We start from the raw sequence: 19,191 nt of genomic DNA, 5'->3' as shown, positions 1-19,191 counted from the left end.
TGCTATGTGGTGCAGCGGTAGGCGAGGAGGAGCGCGAGGATGCGCCCGTAGGCAACAACGGAATTGCGCGTCGTGCCTGGCGGCTTTCATGTCGCAGGCGGTCAGCCGGGAGGAGAGGATCGGTGTCCATTTCGAATACGGCTACAGCGATAGACCATGCACCGGCAGATCCCCGGCGCAAGGTGAAGGCCTTGTCGAAACGACGCCGCAAGATACAGGATGCACTGGTCGCCTATTCCTTCATCGCACCGAATTTCATCGGCTTTGCCGTCTTCACCCTCGGACCGATCGCCTTTGCATTCGCGCTGGCCTTCATGCACTGGGATGGCTCCAACGCCATCACCTTCGCAGGGCTGGATAATTTCTGGCGGCTTTTCGAGGACAAGGCCTTCATCGCGGCTTTCTGGAACACCGTCGTCTATACGGTCGTATCCGTGCCGGCGACGCTTCTCTGCGCGCTCGGCCTCGCAATCCTTTTGAACCAGAAGATCTTCGGCCGCGATTTCTTCCGGACCGCGATGTTCTTCCCGTATGTCGCATCGCTGGTCGCCGTGGCCGTCGTCTGGAACATGATCTTCAATCCCGAAATGGGACCGGTGAACATGATCCTCTACACGCTCGGCCTCGATCCAAAGGACATGCCGGGCTGGGCGGCCGATCGACATTGGGCCATGGTCACGGTCATTCTCTTCGGCATCTGGAAGAGCATGGGCTATTACATGGTCATCTATCTGGCCGGCCTGCAGGGCATCAATTCCGAGCTCTACGAGGCGGCCGACCTCGACGGCGCCAATTCCTGGCAGAAATTCATCTACGTCACCGTGCCACAGCTCGCGCCGACCACGTTCTTCGTGACGGTCATGCTGACGATCCAATCCTTCAAGGTATTCGACCAGGTCTACATGATCACCCAGGGCGGTCCGGGCACATCCACACTCGTCCTCGTCTACCACATCTACAACGAGGCCTTCATCTCCTGGGATCTCGGTTATTCCAGCATGGTCGCGCTGGTCCTCTTCTTCCTCGTGCTCGCCGTCACGGTCATCCAGTTCCACCGTCAGAGGGAGGACTGAGGTCATGAGGATCGCCGGACGTAAAATCACGGCCAAAACCTTAGCCGTCTATACGATCGCCATCGTCATCACCGCGGTGATGCTGATGCCGTTCGCCTGGATGCTCTCGGCTTCGCTGAAGCTCAGCCGTGACGTCTTCGTCTTCCCGATCGAATGGATTCCGTCCGAGCCGCAATGGCGGAACTACGTGGACATCTGGACGAAGATCCCGTTGGCGCTCTTCATCTACAACACGTCCAAGCTGACCATCATCGTCACGCTTCTCCAGCTCCTGACATCGAGCTTCGCAGCCTATGCCTTCGCCAAGCTCAACTTTCCCTACAAGAACACGCTCTTCCTGGGCTATATCGCCACGATCGCCATGCCCTGGCAGGTCTACATGGTGCCGCAATTCCTGTTAATGCGGGAGTTCGGGCTTAACAACACGCATCTGGCGCTGATCTGCCTGCAGGCCTTTACCGCCTTCGGCGTCTTCCTGATGCGGCAGTTCTATATGTCTATCCCGACAGAGCTCTGCGAAGCGGCGCGCATCGACGGCATGAACGAGTACCAGATTTGGGCAAAGATCATGCTGCCGCTCTCGAAGCCAGCGCTTTCGACGCTGACCATCTTCACCTTCGTCACCACATGGAACGACTTCCTCGGGCCGATGATCTATCTCACCAAGACCGAGCTGAAGACCATCCAGATCGGCCTGCGCATGTTCATCTCCCAGTATTCGGCCGAATACGGGCTGATCATGGCCGCCTCGGTCGTGGCACTCATTCCGGTTCTCGTCGTCTTCCTGTCTCTGCAGCGCTTCTTCGTCGAGGGTGTCGCCTCGTCGGGTCTCAAGGGTTAAGTCCATGAACGCCGTCTCGTCCGTCGCCCCGCAGCCGATCACCGATACCGAGGTTAAGACCGCGCTCGATATGGCCGTCGAGCAGGTCAGGCGGAACCTGCCGGAATTCACCTATGTCTCGCAGAATCATTCGAGCGTCGGCAATGTCTATCCGGCGGTTGAAAACAACCAGTGGACCGCAGGCTTCTGGCCAGGAGAAATCTGGCTCGCTTTCGAGCATACCGGCGACAGGATCTTCCAATATGCCGCGCAAATCCAGATCCAGAGCTTCCTGCACCGGATAGAAAACCGCATCGAGACGGACCATCACGACATGGGGTTCCTCTATTCGCCGTCCTGCATCGCCGCATGGAAACTGGTCGGTGATGAGGATGGCCGCAAGGCTGCGCTACTCGCGGCAGACCAGTTGATCGAGCGCTTCCAGCCGATCGGCCGGTTCATCCAGGCCTGGGGCCGCAAGGGCGTCGCGGAAGAATACCGCTACATCATCGATTGCCTGCTCAACCTGCCGCTCCTCTATTGGGCGAGCCGCGAAACGAACGATCCGAAGTACCGCGATATAGCGCTGATGCACGCCCGAACGACGCTGGCAAATTCCATCAGGCCCGATGACACTACTTATCATACCTTCTACCTGGACCCGGTGACGGGAGCACCTGTCCGTGGCGTGACGAAACAGGGATACAGCGACGAAAGCGCCTGGGCACGTGGCCAGGCTTGGGCCATCGCCGGAATGGCGCTTTCCTACCGATATGAAAGGATCGAGGAATATCGCCAGACCTTCGATCGCTTGCTCGCCTTCTATCTCAAGCGCCTGCCGGTCGATATGGTGCCCTATTGGGACCTCATTTTCTCGGACGAGGACGGCGAGCCCCGTGACAGCTCCTCCGCTTCGATCGTCGCCTGCGGCCTGCTCGAAATGGCCGATCTGGTCGAGCCTGAGACCGCATCGCGATATCGCGAATTGGCGCGCCGCGTGATGAAGAGCCTCGTGGACCGCTACGCAGTCAAGGATTCCGCCGTATCGAACGGCCTCGTCCTGCATGGGACCTATTCGAAGAAATCCCCCCATAACACCTGCCGAGGCGAAGGCGTCGACGAGTGCGTCTCCTGGGGAGATTACTATTACATGGAAGCTTTGACGCGCCTTTCGCGCAACTGGTCTTCCTATTGGTGAGAAGGACCTGATGGCCAGCATTTCACTGAAGAAACTGAACAAGACCTATGGCGCGCTGACCGTCGTGCACGACATCGATCTCGAAATCGCCGACAAGGAGTTCATCATCCTGGTCGGCCCCTCGGGCTGCGGCAAGTCGACGACGCTGCGCATGATTGCCGGGCTGGAGGAGATTTCCGGCGGGGAACTCAAGATCGGCGGCGACGTGATGAACGATGTTCCCTCCAAGGACCGCGACATCGCCATGGTCTTCCAGAACTATGCGCTTTATCCGCATATGACCGTCTACAAGAACATGGCCTTCGGCCTGCAGCTCCGCAAGGCGAAGCGGGACTTCGTCGACAGTCAGGTGCAGGAAGCGGCAAAGATCCTCGATATTACGCATCTGCTGAACCGAAAGCCGAAGGCTCTCTCCGGCGGCCAGCGCCAGCGCGTCGCGCTCGGCCGCGCCATGGTGCGCAATCCGGCCGTCTTCCTGCTGGATGAGCCGCTTTCCAACCTCGATGCGAAGCTGCGCGGCACGATGCGCGCCGAAATCACCAAGCTCCACAAGCGGCTCGATGCGACCTTCATCTATGTGACCCACGACCAGATCGAGGCCATGACCATGGCGGACCGGATCGTGGTCATGAAGGACGGCCATATCCAACAGGTCGATACGCCACAGAACCTTTATGACCGGCCGATCAACATGTTCGTGGCGGGCTTCATAGGCGCCCCCCAGATGAACATGCTGCCATCGGTGATCCAACGTCGCGGCGATGGATATCTTGCAGTCTTCGACGGCCGGGAACTGCCGCTGCCGGCACATTTCGACAAGAGCCGCATTGCACCTTACGAAAATCGGGAACTGGTGCTCGGCATCCGCCCGGAAAACTTTCATGAGCTGCCGCCGGCCGACATCCCTGCGGAGAACCTGGCTCCATTCAAGGCGATCGTCGAACTGGCTGAGCCGATGGGCTCGGAAGTTCATCTGAACCTGGTGGCGGGCGGACGCGGTCTGATCGCGCGCATCTCACCGAGGTTCAAGGCAGGAATCGGGGACGAAGTCACGCTCGTCGCCGATATGAGCAATATGCAGTTGTTCGACAAGGAGACGGAGCGCTCGATCCTGTATTGAGGCGTCTGCGGAGAGAGGCCATGCAATGGCTGCGCGACATGTGGACAAAGGAGGGACGGGGCATTCCGAAGGATGCTCCAAAGAAGACCAGGCTTGCCCTGTTCGCAGAAATTTTCGCCCGTGAATGGTGGGAAATGGTCAAGCTCAACATCCTGTTCATTCTCGCCGCGATGTTCGTCGTAACCCTGCCGGCGGCAATCGCCGCGACTGCGCGCATTTGCGTCGCCTTCGTCGAGGACCGCAATGTTTACCTGCTGCGGGATTTTATGGAGGCTTTCATCAGCTACTTCTGGCGCGCCACGGCCTGGGGACTCGCTTTCACCGCCACCCTTGGCATGGGGGTCTACGCGACGGCGAGCTATACCTCCGCGGCCAGAGATAATTTGGTTCTGGTGGCACCGCTGACCATCAGTTTCGTCGTGACTGCCTTCATTGCGGTCATGGCATGTCACCTCATCGTCCTGATGGTGATGCGCAACCTTCCGGCGTTGAGGCTACTGCGCCTCGCGGCAATTGCCTCAATTATCCGCCCGCTTCCGGCGTTTGCGGCGATTGCCTTTGTATCGGCCCTCTGGCTCGCCCACATCGCCTTCTATCCGGTTTCCGTTTTCATGCCGGCAACGCTCAATTTTTCACTCGGAATGTTTGCCGTCGCATTCGGCGTTCATCGGGCCGCGACGATCGTTCTAGCCCTGCCAATCGCAACACAAGAGCAACGCGAGCCGCAAGCCCGCAACACGACACAAAACATCTAATCCAGAAACACTCAGGGAAGGAGAATCGGAATGTCTTTGGATCATTTTGGGAGAACAATGAAACTTGCCTTGGCCGGACTGGCTTTCGCCACGACGACCGCGGGCTCCGCGCTCGCACAGTCGGCCGACGCGGTCACACTCAAATGGGCGCTCTGGGATTGGGACAAGGTCGCCTACTACAAGCCCTTGATCGAGGCTTACGAGAAAAAACATCCGAACGTCAAGTTCGAGCCTGTCGATCTCGGCTCGCAGGACTACCAGCAGATGATTTCAACGCAGTTGACCGGTGGATCGAAGGATATCGACATCGTCACGGTCAAGGACGTTCCCGGTTATGCCAACCTGGTGCGCGCCGGTTCGATCAGCGACCTCAGCGGCTTCATGAAGGAGCAGACGATCGATGCGGGGCCCTTCGGCGGTCTCATTGAGGAACTGACGGTAGATGGCAAGATCTATGCCCTCCCCTTCCGGTCCGACTTCTGGGTCGTCTATTATAACAAGGATATCTTCGACAAAGCCGGCGTCTCCTATCCGACGAATGACATGACCTGGGCGCAGTTCGACCAGATCGCCACCAAACTCACCGGCGGCATGGGCACGAACAAGACCTATGGCGCCCTCTTCCACACCTGGCGCTCGACGGTCCAACTGCCCGGTATCCTGGACGGCAAGCATACGCTGGTCGATGGCGATTATGCCTTCCTCAAGCCCTGGTACGAGCGGGCGCTTGCCCTGCAGAAGGAAGGTGTGGTCCCGTCCTATGCGTCGTTGAAAACCTCCAACACCCACTATTCGGCTCTGTTCTTCAACGGAACGATCGGCATGCTGCCGATGGGCACCTGGTTCATCGGTACGCAGATCGCCAAGGTCAAGTCGGGCGAATCCAAGAGCAAAAATTGGGGCATCGTGAAGTATCCGCATCCGGAAGGCGTGCCGGCCGGGACCACCGCAGCGCAAATCTCCGGCCTCGCCGTTAACGAGAATTCCGATCACAAGGAAGTGACGCTTGATTTCATAAAGTTCGTCACCGGGCCGGAGGGGGCGGCAATCATCGCGTCCACCGGTACCATTCCGGCCCAGCGCACAGACGATGTCGGCGAAAAGATCGCTTCCGTTCCCGGCTTCCCGCAGGATGCGAACAGCAAGGCGGCACTGAAAGCCGGCAAGTCCTTCCTGGAAATGGCGGTGAACCCCAACGCAGCAAAAATCGAGGTCGTGCTGAACCGTACGCATGACGCGATCATGACGGACAATATCTCTGTCGATGACGGCCTGAAGGAAATGACGGAAGGCGTGAAAGCGATCAAATAACTCCTGCCATGATTGACCGCGGGAGTGCTCCTCTCGCGGTCAATTCTCTTTGGACATATTCCTGGATATCGCTTGTGATTTACGATCTCGCTCAGGCCAATCCCCTTTTCGGCAATCCCTTGAAGACCCGTGACGACCTTTCGAAGGCCGTCATCGATCTCTTCAAGCCGCTCCTGCCTTACTTTTCCGAAGGTGGTGCACGCGTACGCCTGAGCGCAACCGGCGCCATCTTCGACCGAGCAGCTGCTGATCTGGAGGGTTTTGCAAGACCGCTCTGGGGAATTGTGCCCCTGGTTGCCGGCGGCGGCACTTTTCCGTTCTGGGATCTGTATCGACGCGGCCTCGCCAATGGCACGGACCCCTCCCATCCGGAATATTGGGGCGACGTCGCCGATCGAAATCAGCGACTGGTGGAACTGGCTGCCATCTGCTTTGCTCTCGCAATGGTTCCGGAGCATATCTGGGAGCCGCTTGCCCCAAAAGACAAGGACAAGATTGCAGCCTATCTGATCAGTGGCCGCGAGCACGAGTTCGTCGACAACAACTGGAAATTCTTTCGCGTCTTGATCGACCTTGGACTTGAACGGGTCGGGGTACACTTCGACCGATCGAAAACTACGGCCTATCTCGACGAACTGGAGGCATTCGACATCGGCAACGGCTGGTATCGCGACGGACCGGTGCGCCGAGTCGATCATTACATTCCCTTTGCCATGCACTTCTATGGCCTGATCTATTCGGTTCTGGCGAAAGGCGACGAGGCTCGCAAAACCCGTTTGCGGGAACGCGCACGAACCTTTTCCAGCGACATTCGCCACTGGTTTGGCCCGGATGGAGCAGCGCTCGCCTTCGGACGCAGTCAGACCTACCGATTTGCCGCCGGCGGCTTTTGGGGAGCACTCGCCTTCTCCGGAGTCGAGGCACTGCCTTGGAGCGAGATCAAGGGCTACTACATGCGGCATATCCGCTGGTGGTCGGACAAACCGATCGCCGATCGCGATGGAGTTCTCTCGATCGGCTATGGCTATCCGAACCTCTTGATGAGCGAGAGTTACAATTCAGCTGGATCGCCTTACTGGGCGCTCAAATTCTTCCTGCCCCTCGCATTGCCGGACGATCATCCGTTCTGGATTGCGGAAGAAGCGCCGGCACCGGAGTTTCCGCTGCCGATTCCGCTGAAGGAACCGGGCATGGTCGCCATGCACACGCCTGGCAACGTGGTGATTCTGTCGTCCGGGCAGCAGCACGACAAGATGCGCGGGGCGAACGAGAAATATTCGAAATTCGTCTATTCGACGCGCTACGCCTTCAATATCGAAGCCGATGACCGGCAGTTTGCCGCCGCCAGCTTCGACGGCATGCTTGGATTGTCCGACGACGACGTACACTTTCGCATGCGGGAGACTTTGGACGAGGCATTGATCGCTGACGACCGGCTTTATTCGCGCTGGCGTCCCTGGAGCGACGTGGTCGTCGAGACTTGGCTTCTGCCCGTAAACCCATGGCACATACGCGTTCACCGGATCACCACGCCGCGCGCGCTGAAAACCGCCGAGGGTGGCTTTGCCATTGAGCGTGCCGATTTCAATGTCGATCGGGCTGAGCATTCGGAAGGCCGGGCGGTATGGCACGGCCGAAGCGATATCAGCGCCATCATTGACCTTTCGCCGGGTGCGCAGCGGGCCGGCCTTGCGATGAGCCCTATCGCCAACACGAACCTGATCCATGCCAAGACGCTGCTGCCGCAATTGCGCGGCGACATTCCCGCAGGTACGACGGTATTGGCGACCGCCGCTATGGCACTGCCTGTTGGCGATGATGCGGAGGCGGCGCTTCATGCCCCGCCACCTTGCCCCGAAATCGATGAATTCGAGCAGTTCTTTCGGATGAAAGGTTCACCGATACCCGCATTCGCACTCGAGCTGTAGATTCCCGTAAAGCTGCGGAAAGGCCTTCATCAAAGAGCCGTAAGCATGCTGGACTGCAGCTCCCGACACGAAAGGAAAAGACATGACCGCCACCGTTCAAACGCGCCATGCAATCCACTACAGCCAGTCCGAACGCATGACAGGCGCGGAGATCAGGGAAAACTTCCTGATCGAGACGCTTTTCGTCCCCGGAAGCCTCCAGGCGGTCTATACCCATTATGATAGAATGCTGGTTGCCGGTGCCATGCCCACGAACGGCCGGCTGATCGTCGGCGACGAACTGGCGAAGCTCGTCGGGACCGACTATCTACTGGAGCGCCGTGAGCTCGGTCTGATCAATATCGGTGGCCCGGGCCGCGTCATGGCCGATGGCACGACTTATGATCTCCAATCCATGGACGGGCTTTATCTCGGCCAGGGAAAGCAGGAAATTGTCTTCGAAAGCGTCGACCCGACGAGACCTGCAAAATTTTACATCAATAGCGCCCTTGCCCATGCCAAACTTCCCTCGCGGATTATTGCCAAGAGCGATGCGATCGAGAACGATCTCGGGGACGGCGCCACCTCGAACAAGCGCAAACTTTACCAGTATCTCCATCCGAAGGTCTTGCCGACCTGCCAGCTCCTGATGGGACTGACGCGGCTCGAAACCGGCAGCGTCTGGAATACGATCCCGGCCCATCTGCATGATCGCCGCATGGAAGCCTATCTCTATTTCGACCTGCCGGAAAACGCGTTCGTCGTGCACCTGATGGGGCGCCCCGAGGCCACGGAGCATCTGATCGTCAGAAGCGAGCAGGCTGTCCTTTCCCCCCCATGGTCCATTCATTGCGGCGCAGGCACCTCTGCTTATGCCTTCATCTGGAGCATGGCAGGAGACAATCAATCCTTCACCGACATGGATATGGTCGACATGAAGAGCCTTCGGTAGCAGGTAGCATGGGCTGTTGAAGAGCGAACCTTCGCCTTCGTCGGATAAGACGCACGGATAGGGACAGGGAACTGGTCCTTCCACGACTTGATTCGGCTGAGCGCTGCCGCTTGCCAACTTCTCCAGTATCAGAATGATTTTCTTAACCTTTGCGGCCTTTATAGATTTTGTTTGATCCGAAGCGGCGCTTGAGGTACCTCTTTTCGCGCCGAGGTGATTTTTGAAATTTTATCGCGGGGACATCATGACGGCGATCACTTACGCCCCTTTTCGAAGGGCAGCCTGCCTGGTTGGATTCGCCCTTCTGGCCGGCTGCACGTCGTCTCAGACGACATCGTCAATCACCAAGGATTCCGTGAAGACGAATACCGCTTCGATTGATAGCACCAAGCAGGTGTACACTTATACCGCAACTGACCGCGAATGCTTGAAGCGGGCGATGTATTTTGAATCTAAGCGGTCCAGCAAAGACGGCTTCATGGCCGTCGGCAGCGTGGTGATGAACCGCCTGACTTCCGGTGCTTATCCGGAGACGATTTGCGGCGTCGTTTCCCAAGAGAAGCAATTCGCGCCGGGCGTGATGACACGCGTGATGAAAGAAGAAACGGCGCCTGAACTGAATGCTGCTGCAGACGCCATCCTTCGAGGCGAACGAAATCCCGAAGTGAAGGAAGCCATGTTCTTCCATCAGGATGGGCTGAAATTCCCTTACGGCAACATGCACTATGTGACCGTGGCCGGTGGCAATGCGTTCTACGAGAAACGCGACGACGAAGGTGAGCTGCAGACCCCTGCCCCAAAGCCGGCGGATGAATATATCCTCGCCTTCGCGCCGCATCTTGCCGCTTCGCCAAGCATGGTGGCCGTGAACGATGTCCGAGCAACAGCCACGCAGGCAGAAGGGGATGATCTCGTGCTTCCGCTTGATGCCCCGGTTCCCATTCAACGGCCCCAGCCTGCAAGCATGTCCGCCGCAGGGCAGATGGCTCTGGCTCAGCCGGAAGTGTGGTCCTTGCGCCCCGCCGGGAAGTGATCTGCGTCGGGCCAAGTCAAGGCTTGCTTCCGTGGCTGTGGACATCTTCCCGGGCAGGTAACGTCCCGATTGCCTCGCCGATTTGCTGGCCATAGAAAGTTATGCGCCACTTTAAGGGGAAGCTGGCGGAATATTTCGGGGGCTAGTCAATGAATTCGCGTTTTTCTTGCGTGGCCGCACTCGGTGTGCTGGCCATGATCATGGTCGGCTGTACGACGACGGAAGAAGCCAACCAGGCGATCCAGTCCAAGTGGATCGGCCAGCCGGTCGATTCCTTCTTCACCTATTACGGGCCGCCCGTTTCGTCTTTCCCGCTGAATGACGGCGGAACGATCTATACTTGGGTCGGCGGCGAGACGACGCGTTATATTCCGGCCCAGTATCAGACACCGCAACCCGCCAAACAGGATGCGAACCGGGTTACGCGCACGACGACGGAAACGCAGAAGAAGGCGGATGGCAGCACCGTCACGACCACCAAAACCTCGTCCTTCGGCATTTCGGCTCAACCCGCAGCGCCACAGATGATCTCGCCGGCCCGCACCGAGGAGCTCTTCTGCGAACTGCAGATTACAACGGGCGCCGACAAGATCATCCGCATGCTGCGCGCGACGAAAGATACCGATGGCGAAGGTTTCAGCCTCTCACGCTGCGCCGAAGTGATGGGCGTCAAGAAATAGGCCCGTCAACGCGGCCTTACATGCTCCATCCGAAAGCCAAGGCCGATGAGGCGTCCTGACAGATGGGCAAGCACTGGCCATCGAGCAATGCCGCGGATAAAGGCGGGCGGGCCTTTTCGTCTCTGCTCATCCGCCTGATCGGCGCGGCGGCGGCTGCGCATCATCAGCTGCAGCTTCTGTGTCGCTTTGGTCGGAAAGCTGCGGCGCTTTTCGACGGCCGCCAGATCGGCATCGGAAAGGCGGTTTTCCCCTAACGGAGCCGCCAGGATGTTGGCTGCCGCCACGGCATCCTGGATTGCCAGGTTGACGCCGACACCGCCGATCGGCGACATGGCATGTGCCGCATCGCCGATGCAGATGAGTCCCGGTCGCCACCACTGTTTCAGTCTGTCGATACGGACGGTGAGCAGGCTCGTATCGTCGAATGTACGGATTTCCTGTATGCGATCCGCCGGCAGCGGCGAAACATCGATCACCATCTGGCGAAAGGTTTCGATACCTTTCTCGCGGATTTCGGCAAGCGTTCCCTTACGAATGACATAGCCGCATTGCCAATAGTCACCGCGATCGATCAGCACGAAGCCCTGACGCGGACCGGCATGCCCCATCACTTCGTCTGGATCGCCTGGCTGTTTCGAAAGCTTCATCCAGACCACCTCGCTCGGAATGCCGAAACTTTCGACGATAAGCTCCGCCTTCTCCCGCACAACCGAGTTCCGACCGTCTGCACCTATAACGAGCCTGGAATGGATGGGCAGATTGCCTTCGGTCGTTTCTGCCACGAGGCCGGAAATCCGATTACCCTCTTCCAACAGCTCCGTGACCTTTGCATTCATGATCAGCCGGAAATTCGGATATCCCTGGGCTTGAGCTGCAAGAAAGTTCAGGAAATCCCATTGCGGCATGAAGGCGATAAAGCGGTTCTTCACCGGCAGGCGTGAAAAATCGGCGATGGTAATCGTTCGGCCCGCCATTTCAGCGGACAATTTCGGCGCCCGCGTATGCGGCAGTTTCAGGAGCTCGTCGATGAGGCCGAGTTCCTGCATCACTTCCATGGTCGACGGGTGAATCGTGTCGCCGCGAAAATCCCGCAGGAAATCGCCATGCTTCTCTATCACTACGACATCGACGCCCGACCGCGCCAGCAGATAACCGAGCATCAGGCCAGCCGGCCCCGCTCCTGCGATCACGCATGTGGTCTTTATTTCCTGTGTCGCGCTCATGACCTTATTTCGCTTGAAGCCATTTCCCGGATCAAGCAGCACTTGGTCGCAGCGTGATGAAATTCAAGCCTTGTGAGCTGCGACTTTCGCTTGTAGACCTGCGGCAGCTTTATGAAACGGAAGATATCATGGCCGATACCGGCAAACGCCGCATCAGCATTCTCGGCTCTACGGGCTCGATCGGCGTCAACACGCTCGATGTCGTGGATCAGCTCGGCGGCCGAGAGGCTTTTGACGTCGTCGCGATCACCGGCAATGCCAATATCGCCCTCCTGGCCGAGCAGGCGAAGGCGTGCGGCGCGAGCCTGGCTGTCACTGCCGATGACGCTCAATATTCTGCTCTGAAGGACGCGCTTGCGGGCAGCGACATTGAAGTGGCCGCCGGACGCGACGCACTGATCGAGGCGGGCGCGCGGGATTCTGACTGGGTCATGGCGGCAATCGTCGGCACTGCGGGGCTCGCACCGACGCTGGCCGCCGCACAACGAGGCGCCGATATCGCCCTTGCCAACAAGGAGTGCCTGGTCTCCGCCGGTGAGCTTTTCATCAACGCGGTTGCCGAAGGCGGCGGGCGGCTGATTCCGGTCGACAGCGAGCACAGCGCGATCTTTCAGTCGCTGGAAGACGATCAGCACCATGCCGTGGAACGCATCGTTCTGACTGCATCAGGCGGCCCGTTCCGCACCTGGACACGTGAGGCGATGGCGGGCGTTACAGTAGAGACCGCCCGTGCCCATCCTAACTGGTCGATGGGATTGAAGATCTCGATCGGCAGTGCGTCCATGTTCAACAAGGCGCTGGAGATGATCGAGGCGAAACACCTCTTCGATCTGAGGCCGGACCAGATCGAGGTGATCGTCCATCCGCAATCGGTCATCCATTCCATGGTCGGGTACACGGACGGCTCGGTGCTTGCCCAACTCGGCTGCCCGGACATGCGCACCGCGATCGGTTATGCGCTCACTTATCCGAACCGGCCAAAGCTCAACGTCGAACGGCTGGATTTTGCGAAACTCGCACGTCTCGATTTCGAAGCCCCGGACGAAGTGCGCTTCCCGGCACTGCGGCTCGCGCGAACGGCGCTTGAACGAGGCGGCGTACAGGGCGCAGCCATGAATGCAGCAGAAGAGACCTCCTTCCACGCCTTCTGTGCCGGCCGCATCGGCTTCCTGAATATGGCCGACATTACCGAACAGGTGATGGACAGCATGGCAGATTACGGCGCAGCCACGACCATGGACGAGGTTTTCACGGCGGATGCAGAAGCCCGCAGACGGGCCGGCGAAATCATCGCGAAAAATGAAATGGCCGCATAAGCGGCCATTTGGCTTATCCGATTTTCAGACCTGTCACGCGACGTGCCTTGCCAGCGCACAACGCGACCAGAGCTGGTGCAGCGAGCCGACCAAATGCTCGATATCGGCATCCGAATGCAGCGGAGTCGGAGTGATTCGCAAGCGTTCGGTCTTCTTTGCCACGGTCGGGTAGTTGATCGGCTGGACATAGACGTCGCAGGTATCGAGCAGGATATCCGAAATCCATTTGCACTTTGCAGCATCGCCGACCATGACCGGCACGATATGGCTGGGATTGTGCATATGCGGAATGCCGCGCTGGTCGAGCATGGTGCGCAACTTGCGAACGCGATCCTGATGACGGACGCGCTCGAAGGGGCTTGCCTTCAGATGCCGGATCGAAGCGAGCGCACCGGCAGCCAATGTCGGCGGCAGTGCCGTCGTAAAGATGAAGCCGGAGGCAAAAGAGCGAATGAAATCGCAAAGTGCTGCGGAGGCAGCGATATAGCCACCCATCACACCGAACGCCTTGCCAAGCGTCCCCTCGATGACCGTCAGCCGATCCATCAGGCCTTCGCGCTCGGCAATGCCGCCGCCACGCGGGCCATACATGCCGACCGCATGCACTTCATCGAGATAGGTCATCGCTCCGTATTTGTCGGCCAGATCGCAGATTTCCTTGATCGGGGCAATATCACCGTCCATCGAGTAGACGGATTCGAAGGCGATCAGCTTCGGCGCGCTCGGATCGGCGGCCGCGAGCTTCGCCTCCAAGTCATCGAGATCGTTGTGCTTCCAGATCATCCGTTCGCATTTGGCATAGCGGATGCCCTCGATCATCGACGCATGGTTCAGCGCATCGGAGAAAATGATCAGTCCCGGGATCTTCTGGCCGAGCGTACCAAGCGTTGCCCAATTCGACATATAGCCCGAGTTGAAGATCAGGCCCGCTTCCTTACCATGCAGATCGGCAAGCTCGCGCTCGAGGAGAACGTGGTAGTGCGTCGTTCCAGAAATATTCCGGGTGCCTCCCGCACCCGCGCCACAGTGATCGATGGCTTCCTTCATCGCCTCGATTACGGCGGGATGCTGGCCCATGCCGAGATAGTCGTTGGAACACCAGACGGTTACTTCCTTCGGGCCATCGGGAGTGTGGCGTGTGGCGCGCGGAAAATTGCCACGATGCCGTTCGAGATCAGCGAACACCCGATAACGACCCTCCGTGTGAAGCCCGTCCAGTTCGCTCTTGAAAAATGCCTCGAAATCCATGTCACACTCCAGAACCTGCTTTGGTTTTGGTTTCAGTCGCGCTTTTCGTCAACCCCGCGATGCGTGAATAAAACCCACCTGCGGCAAAAGGCCCGTATCTTTGAATTATTCCAATAAAAGACTTAGCCAATATGGGCAATGCGATAATTGATCCACGTCAAGGAGGAAGGAAAGAGCGGCGCTTGCGCTCTTTCCTTCCGGTTCGGATCGCGACTCGTCGTCAACCGGCAGCAACGACGGCTCGTTTCGCCATGACCTTCACGAGGTTGGCGCGATATTCCGCGTTGGCATGCAGGTCCGAGAGAAGATTGGACGAATCCACCGCGATGTTCGACAGAGCATCGGCTGACCAGTTGGAAGCGAGCGCCTGTTCGAAGCCCGAATGGCGAAAGACACCGTTCGAGCCAGCGCCGGTCACGGCAACACGCACGCCGCTGGATGTCTTTGCCACGAAGACGCCAACCATCGCGAAGCGCGAGGCCGGATTGTTGAACTTTGCATAACCTGCCTTTTCCGGTGCATCGAAGGAGACGGCGGTCACAATCTCGCCATCCTCAAGGGCCGTCTCGAATAGGTCCGTGAAGAACTCATCTGCCGCGATCGAACGCCGGTCGGTAATCACCGTCGCAGCAAGGCCTAGTACGCCAGCCGGATAATCCGCCGCCGGATCGTTATTGGCAATCGAGCCCCCGATCGTGCCCATATGGCGCACATGCGGGTCTCCGATATGGCTTGCAAGCTCGCAGATCGCAGGGCAGATGGCACGAAGTTCACGGGAACCGGCGACATCGGCATGCGGCGTGGCGGCGCCGATCGTCACCTCGCGACCGTCGATCGAAATCCCGCGCAGAGCCGCGATATGCCGGAGATCGATGAGATCGGTCGGCGCGGCGAGTCGCTGCTTCATGGTCGAGATCAGTGTCATGCCGCCGGAGAGATATTTACCCTCCTCATGCGCAGCGCGGAGTTTGACGGCATCTTCCACGGAGGAAGCACGGTGATAGCTGGTTGCATACATTGTCCATTCCTCCTCAATGAGCCGCGTGCATCGCCTGCCAGACCTTCATCGGGGTCGCTGGCATGGTAAGCCCGTTATTGCCGATCGCATCGGTGATGGCGTTGATCAGCGCCGGCGGCGAGCCGATCGCACCTGCCTCACCACATCCTTTGATACCGAGCGGATTATTTGGGCAAGGCGTGTTCTGGTGCGACAGCTTGAAGGACGGCAGGTCGTCGGCGCGCGGCATGGCGTAATCCATGAAGCTCGCCGTCAGGAGCTGACCGTTCGAATCATAGTGCACAGCCTCGAGCAGCGCCTGGCCGATGCCTTGGGCCAAACCGCCATGCACCTGGCCCTCTACAATCAGCGGATTGATGATATTGCCGAAGTCATCGGCGGCGACGAACTGGATGATGTCCGTCTCGCCGGTTTCCGGATCGATCTCAACCTCCGCGATATAGCAACCGGCCGGGAAGGTGAAGTTGGCCGGATCGTAGAAAGCCGTTTCCTTGAGCCCGGGCTCCATACCAGCCGGCAGGTTATGAGCCGTATAGGCGGCGAGTGCCACCTGGAACCATGGCAAGGCTTTATCCGTACCGGCAATTTTCAACTCGCCGTTTTCGATCACGACATCCTGCTCGTCCGCCTCCATCAGATGTGCCGCGATCTTCTTTGCCTTGGCCTCGACCTTGTCGAGTGCCTTGACGATCGCCGACATGCCGACTGCGCCGGAGCGGGAACCATAAGTGCCCATGCCCATCTGCACCTTGTCGGTATCGCCATGAACGATGTTGATGCTGTCGATCGGCACGCCGAGTCGGCCGGCGACGAGCTGGGCAAACGTGGTTTCGTGACCCTGCCCATGGCTATGGGAGCCGGTCAGCACCTCAATCGTTCCGACCGCGTTCACCCGTACTTCCGCCGATTCCCAAAGACCAACACCTGCGCCGAGCGAACCAACCGCCTGCGACGGTGCAATACCACAAGCTTCGATATAACAGCTCATACCGATGCCGCGCTTCTTGCCACTGGCTTCTGACTGTGCCTTGCGGGCAGCAAAGCCTTTCCAGTCGGCCGCCTGCATCGCAGCATCGAGCGAAGCTTCGTAATCGCCGGTGTCGTAATTCATGATCACCGGCGTCTGATAGGGGAAGGAACGGATAAAATTCTTCCGCCTCAGTTCAGCCGGCGAGACGCCGAGCTCGCGCGCCGCCGTCTCGATTGTGCGCTCAAGCAAGTAGGTTGCTTCAGGGCGCCCGGCGCCGCGATAGGCATCGACCGGCACGGTATTGGTATAGACGGTGCGGACATTGGCATGAATCGCCGGGATCGCGTATTGGCCGGAAAGCAGCGTCGCATAGAGATAGGTCGGCACGGCCGAAGAGAAGAGCGACATATAGGCGCCGAGATTGGCGATCGTGTCGACCTTCAGCGCCGTGATGCGGTTGTCCGCGTCGAAGGCCATCTTCACCTTGGAAACATGGTCACGGCCGTGGGCGTCGGTAAGGAAGGCTTCTGTGCGGTCGGAAGTCCATTTCACCGGCACTCCGGTCTTCTTCGAAGCCCACAGGCAGACGATCTCCTCCGGATAGATGTAGATCTTCGAGCCGAAACCGCCGCCGACATCCGGCGCGATGACGCGCAGCTTGTTTTCCGGCGCGACATTGTAGAACGCGCTCATGACAAGGCGAGCCACGTGCGGGTTCTGGCTCGTCGTATAGCAGGTGTAGTGGTCTTCGGCCGAATCATAGATACCGAGCGTGGCGCGCGGCTCCATCGGGTTCGGCGAAAGCCGGTTGTTGACGATCTCGATCTCGGTGACATGCGCGGCCGACGCGATCGCCCGGTCGGTCGCATCCGGATCGCCGAGCTGCCAGTCGAAGATCAGGTTGTTTGATGCTTCCGGGTGGATCTGCGGCGCTCCGGCCTCCAGCGCTGCGGTCGCCTCGGTGACGGCTGGAAGCGGCTCGTAGTCGATGATGACGGCTTCCGCCGCATCGCGGGCTTCACCGATGGAATCCGCCACGACGATCGCCACCGCATCGCCCACATAGCGCACGGTTTCAGCGGCGAGCGGCCGCCAGGCGCCCATTTTCATGGGTGAGCCATCCTTCGAATGGATCATCCAGCCGCAGATGAGATTGCCGATGCCATCGGCCTGCAGCTGCTTGCCGTCCAGCACATCGATGACGCCCGGCATGGACTTCGCGGCACTCGCATCGATGCTCTTGATCCTGGCGTGCGCGTGCGGACTGCGAATGAAGTAGGCAGATTTCATGCCGGGGACAGTCATGTCGTCCGTATAGCGCCCCTTGCCGGTCAGGAAACGCTTGTCTTCCTTGCGGGTTACGCGTGCACCGATTCCTTCAACACCCATTTTCATCTCCTCCAGAAATGAGCGAATAGCCAATAGGAAGTAGCGAATAGAGGGATTTCGAGTAGCGACGGGCCAAACCAACGGCCAACTATTCGCTATTCGCTACTCCCTATTCGCTTGCCTTCACTCCGCCGCTTGACGGCCCGATGCCATTTCGGCATCGGCGGCGAGGATGGCCTTGACGATATTGTGGTAACCAGTACAGCGACAGATATTGCCTTCCAGCCCTGCGCGGACCTTCTCTTCTGTCAGCGAACCGCCTTCACGGTTGATCATGTCGACCGCCGTCATCACCATTCCGGGCGTGCAGAAGCCGCATTGAAGTCCGTGGTGCTCCTTGAAGGCCGCCTGCACCGGATGCAATTCGCCCTGGCCGGCCAGCCCCTCAATCGTTGTGATCGTTGAACCGGAAGCCTGTACCGCGAGGATGGAGCAGCTTTTGACCGAATGGCCGTCCATATGGATGACACAAGCGCCGCACTGGGTCGTGTCGCATCCCACATGCGTTCCGGTCAAACCAAGTTTCTCGCGGATGAAGTGCACGAGCAGGGTGCGATCCTCGCACTCGCCGCTCATCGCGCGGCCGTTCACGGTCAGCGTCACTTTCGTCATCATTTTCCTCCTCGCATCTCTCCCGGATACAGACATCATCATTTGCTTTTTTACGGAGAGGATCAACTGCTACTTTCTAGGGAACCGTCAATTATTTGGTCGGCCTCGGAACCCGTCTTGACGCTTCCACCAACGATTCGAGGGCAAATTCCTCAAAGAAATGAAGGCGGCATATGGACTCTTCTACATCGCACCCTATTGTTCCCGCGATAGTGCTGGAGCTTGCTGGCGGATGCCGCGGAAGGGCCGGCCATAATAGACAAAGGAGAAATGTCATGAAGAAAGCCATCGTGCTTCTGATGCTTGGCGCATCCCTCGCGAGTTGCACCGCAACTGAACAAGGCGCTGGCATCGGCGCTGCGTCGGGTGCCGTGATCGGTGGCCTTGCGACAGGCAACGTCCGCGGTGCGGCTGTCGGCGCCGCGATTGGCGGCGTATCGGGCGCATTGATCGGCTCCGTCGCCGAACAGCCCGGTCAGTGCTACTATCGCGACCGCTATGGTCGTCGCTATGTCGACGATTGCCCGCGCGGTTACCGATAAACGCTCGGATTGCCGGCGAAATGT

At 58.8% G+C, this 19,191-nt stretch carries 17 protein-coding genes; 12 read left to right on the top strand and 5 right to left on the bottom strand.

What is annotated here, in order from left to right:
* The first annotated feature begins 122 nt into the window (after positions 1–122).
* From J2046_RS16795 to J2046_RS16750, 10 genes are all read left to right on the top strand, one after another.
* Entirely contained in the window at positions 123–1,073 is a 951-nt protein-coding gene (locus J2046_RS16795) for a carbohydrate ABC transporter permease (protein WP_210053692.1), read from the top strand.
* Positions 1,074–1,077: 4 nt separating this feature from the next.
* Entirely contained in the window at positions 1,078–1,914 is an 837-nt protein-coding gene (locus tag J2046_RS16790) for a carbohydrate ABC transporter permease (RefSeq protein WP_210053690.1), read from the top strand.
* 4 nt (positions 1,915–1,918) lie between these two features.
* Positions 1,919–3,091, top strand: coding sequence for a glycoside hydrolase family 88 protein (locus J2046_RS16785; protein WP_210053688.1), 1,173 nt, complete (start codon positions 1,919–1,921; stop codon positions 3,089–3,091).
* A gap of 10 nt (positions 3,092–3,101) precedes the next feature.
* Complete coding sequence (locus J2046_RS16780; protein WP_210053686.1) at positions 3,102–4,211, top strand: ABC transporter ATP-binding protein; 1,110 nt, start codon at positions 3,102–3,104, stop codon at positions 4,209–4,211.
* Between the two features lie 20 nt (positions 4,212–4,231).
* Positions 4,232–4,966, top strand: coding sequence for a DUF624 domain-containing protein (locus J2046_RS16775; RefSeq protein ID WP_210053684.1), 735 nt, complete (start codon positions 4,232–4,234; stop codon positions 4,964–4,966).
* A 30-nt stretch (positions 4,967–4,996) separates the two neighbouring features.
* Positions 4,997–6,277 (top strand): ABC transporter substrate-binding protein, encoded by a 1,281-nt coding sequence (locus J2046_RS16770; RefSeq protein ID WP_210053681.1) that lies wholly within the window; start codon positions 4,997–4,999, stop codon positions 6,275–6,277.
* A 74-nt stretch (positions 6,278–6,351) separates the two neighbouring features.
* Positions 6,352–8,205, top strand: a complete 1,854-nt coding sequence (locus J2046_RS16765) for a DUF2264 domain-containing protein (protein ID WP_210053679.1) — start codon at positions 6,352–6,354, stop codon at positions 8,203–8,205.
* An 82-nt stretch (positions 8,206–8,287) separates the two neighbouring features.
* Entirely contained in the window at positions 8,288–9,136 is an 849-nt protein-coding gene (kduI, locus tag J2046_RS16760) for a 5-dehydro-4-deoxy-D-glucuronate isomerase (protein WP_210053678.1), read from the top strand.
* Between the two features lie 244 nt (positions 9,137–9,380).
* Positions 9,381–10,169 (top strand): cell wall hydrolase, encoded by a 789-nt coding sequence (locus J2046_RS16755; protein ID WP_210053675.1) that lies wholly within the window; start codon positions 9,381–9,383, stop codon positions 10,167–10,169.
* 149 nt (positions 10,170–10,318) lie between these two features.
* The gene (locus J2046_RS16750; RefSeq protein ID WP_210053674.1) at positions 10,319–10,849 is read left to right on the top strand and encodes a hypothetical protein; all 531 of its coding nucleotides are present in this window, start codon (positions 10,319–10,321) and stop codon (positions 10,847–10,849) included.
* 5 nt (positions 10,850–10,854) lie between these two features.
* Here J2046_RS16750 and J2046_RS16745 read toward each other — a convergent pair whose 3' ends face one another.
* Positions 10,855–12,072 (bottom strand): FAD-dependent oxidoreductase, encoded by a 1,218-nt coding sequence (locus tag J2046_RS16745; RefSeq protein WP_210053672.1) that lies wholly within the window; start codon positions 12,070–12,072, stop codon positions 10,855–10,857.
* Between the two features lie 128 nt (positions 12,073–12,200).
* On the opposite strand from J2046_RS16745, the gene dxr reads away from it, so the two are divergent.
* The gene (dxr, locus tag J2046_RS16740) at positions 12,201–13,388 is read left to right on the top strand and encodes a 1-deoxy-D-xylulose-5-phosphate reductoisomerase (protein WP_210053670.1); all 1,188 of its coding nucleotides are present in this window, start codon (positions 12,201–12,203) and stop codon (positions 13,386–13,388) included.
* A gap of 33 nt (positions 13,389–13,421) precedes the next feature.
* On the opposite strand, the gene hemA is transcribed toward dxr, so the two are convergent.
* The 4 genes from hemA to J2046_RS16720 all read right to left on the bottom strand — a co-directional run bounded on the left by hemA (position 13,422) and on the right by J2046_RS16720 (position 18,625).
* Positions 13,422–14,636: a 5-aminolevulinate synthase gene (gene hemA / locus J2046_RS16735; protein ID WP_210053668.1), complete on the bottom strand. Its 1,215-nt coding sequence runs from the start codon at positions 14,634–14,636 to the stop codon at positions 13,422–13,424.
* Between the two features lie 220 nt (positions 14,637–14,856).
* Positions 14,857–15,654 carry an FAD binding domain-containing protein gene (locus tag J2046_RS16730; RefSeq protein WP_210053666.1) on the bottom strand — a complete coding sequence of 266 codons (798 nt, stop codon included), beginning with the start codon at positions 15,652–15,654 and terminating at the stop codon, positions 14,857–14,859.
* Between the two features lie 13 nt (positions 15,655–15,667).
* A complete protein-coding gene (locus J2046_RS16725) occupies positions 15,668–18,013 on the bottom strand; it encodes a xanthine dehydrogenase family protein molybdopterin-binding subunit (protein WP_210053664.1) in 2,346 nt (781 codons plus the stop codon).
* 123 nt (positions 18,014–18,136) lie between these two features.
* Entirely contained in the window at positions 18,137–18,625 is a 489-nt protein-coding gene (locus J2046_RS16720) for a (2Fe-2S)-binding protein (protein WP_210053663.1), read from the bottom strand.
* Between the two features lie 275 nt (positions 18,626–18,900).
* Here J2046_RS16720 and J2046_RS16715 point away from each other — a divergent pair, with 275 nt between their 5' ends.
* On the top strand, positions 18,901–19,167 hold the full coding sequence (locus J2046_RS16715; protein ID WP_037156862.1) for a glycine zipper domain-containing protein: 267 nt from the start codon (positions 18,901–18,903) through the stop codon (positions 19,165–19,167).
* Positions 19,168–19,191: the final 24 nt, after the last annotated feature.

Origin of the sequence: Neorhizobium petrolearium (genome assembly GCF_017873175.1) — a bacterium.
Lineage (GTDB): Bacteria > Pseudomonadota > Alphaproteobacteria > Rhizobiales > Rhizobiaceae > Neorhizobium > Neorhizobium petrolearium.
This window is presented reverse-complemented; position numbering and strand designations above follow the sequence as displayed.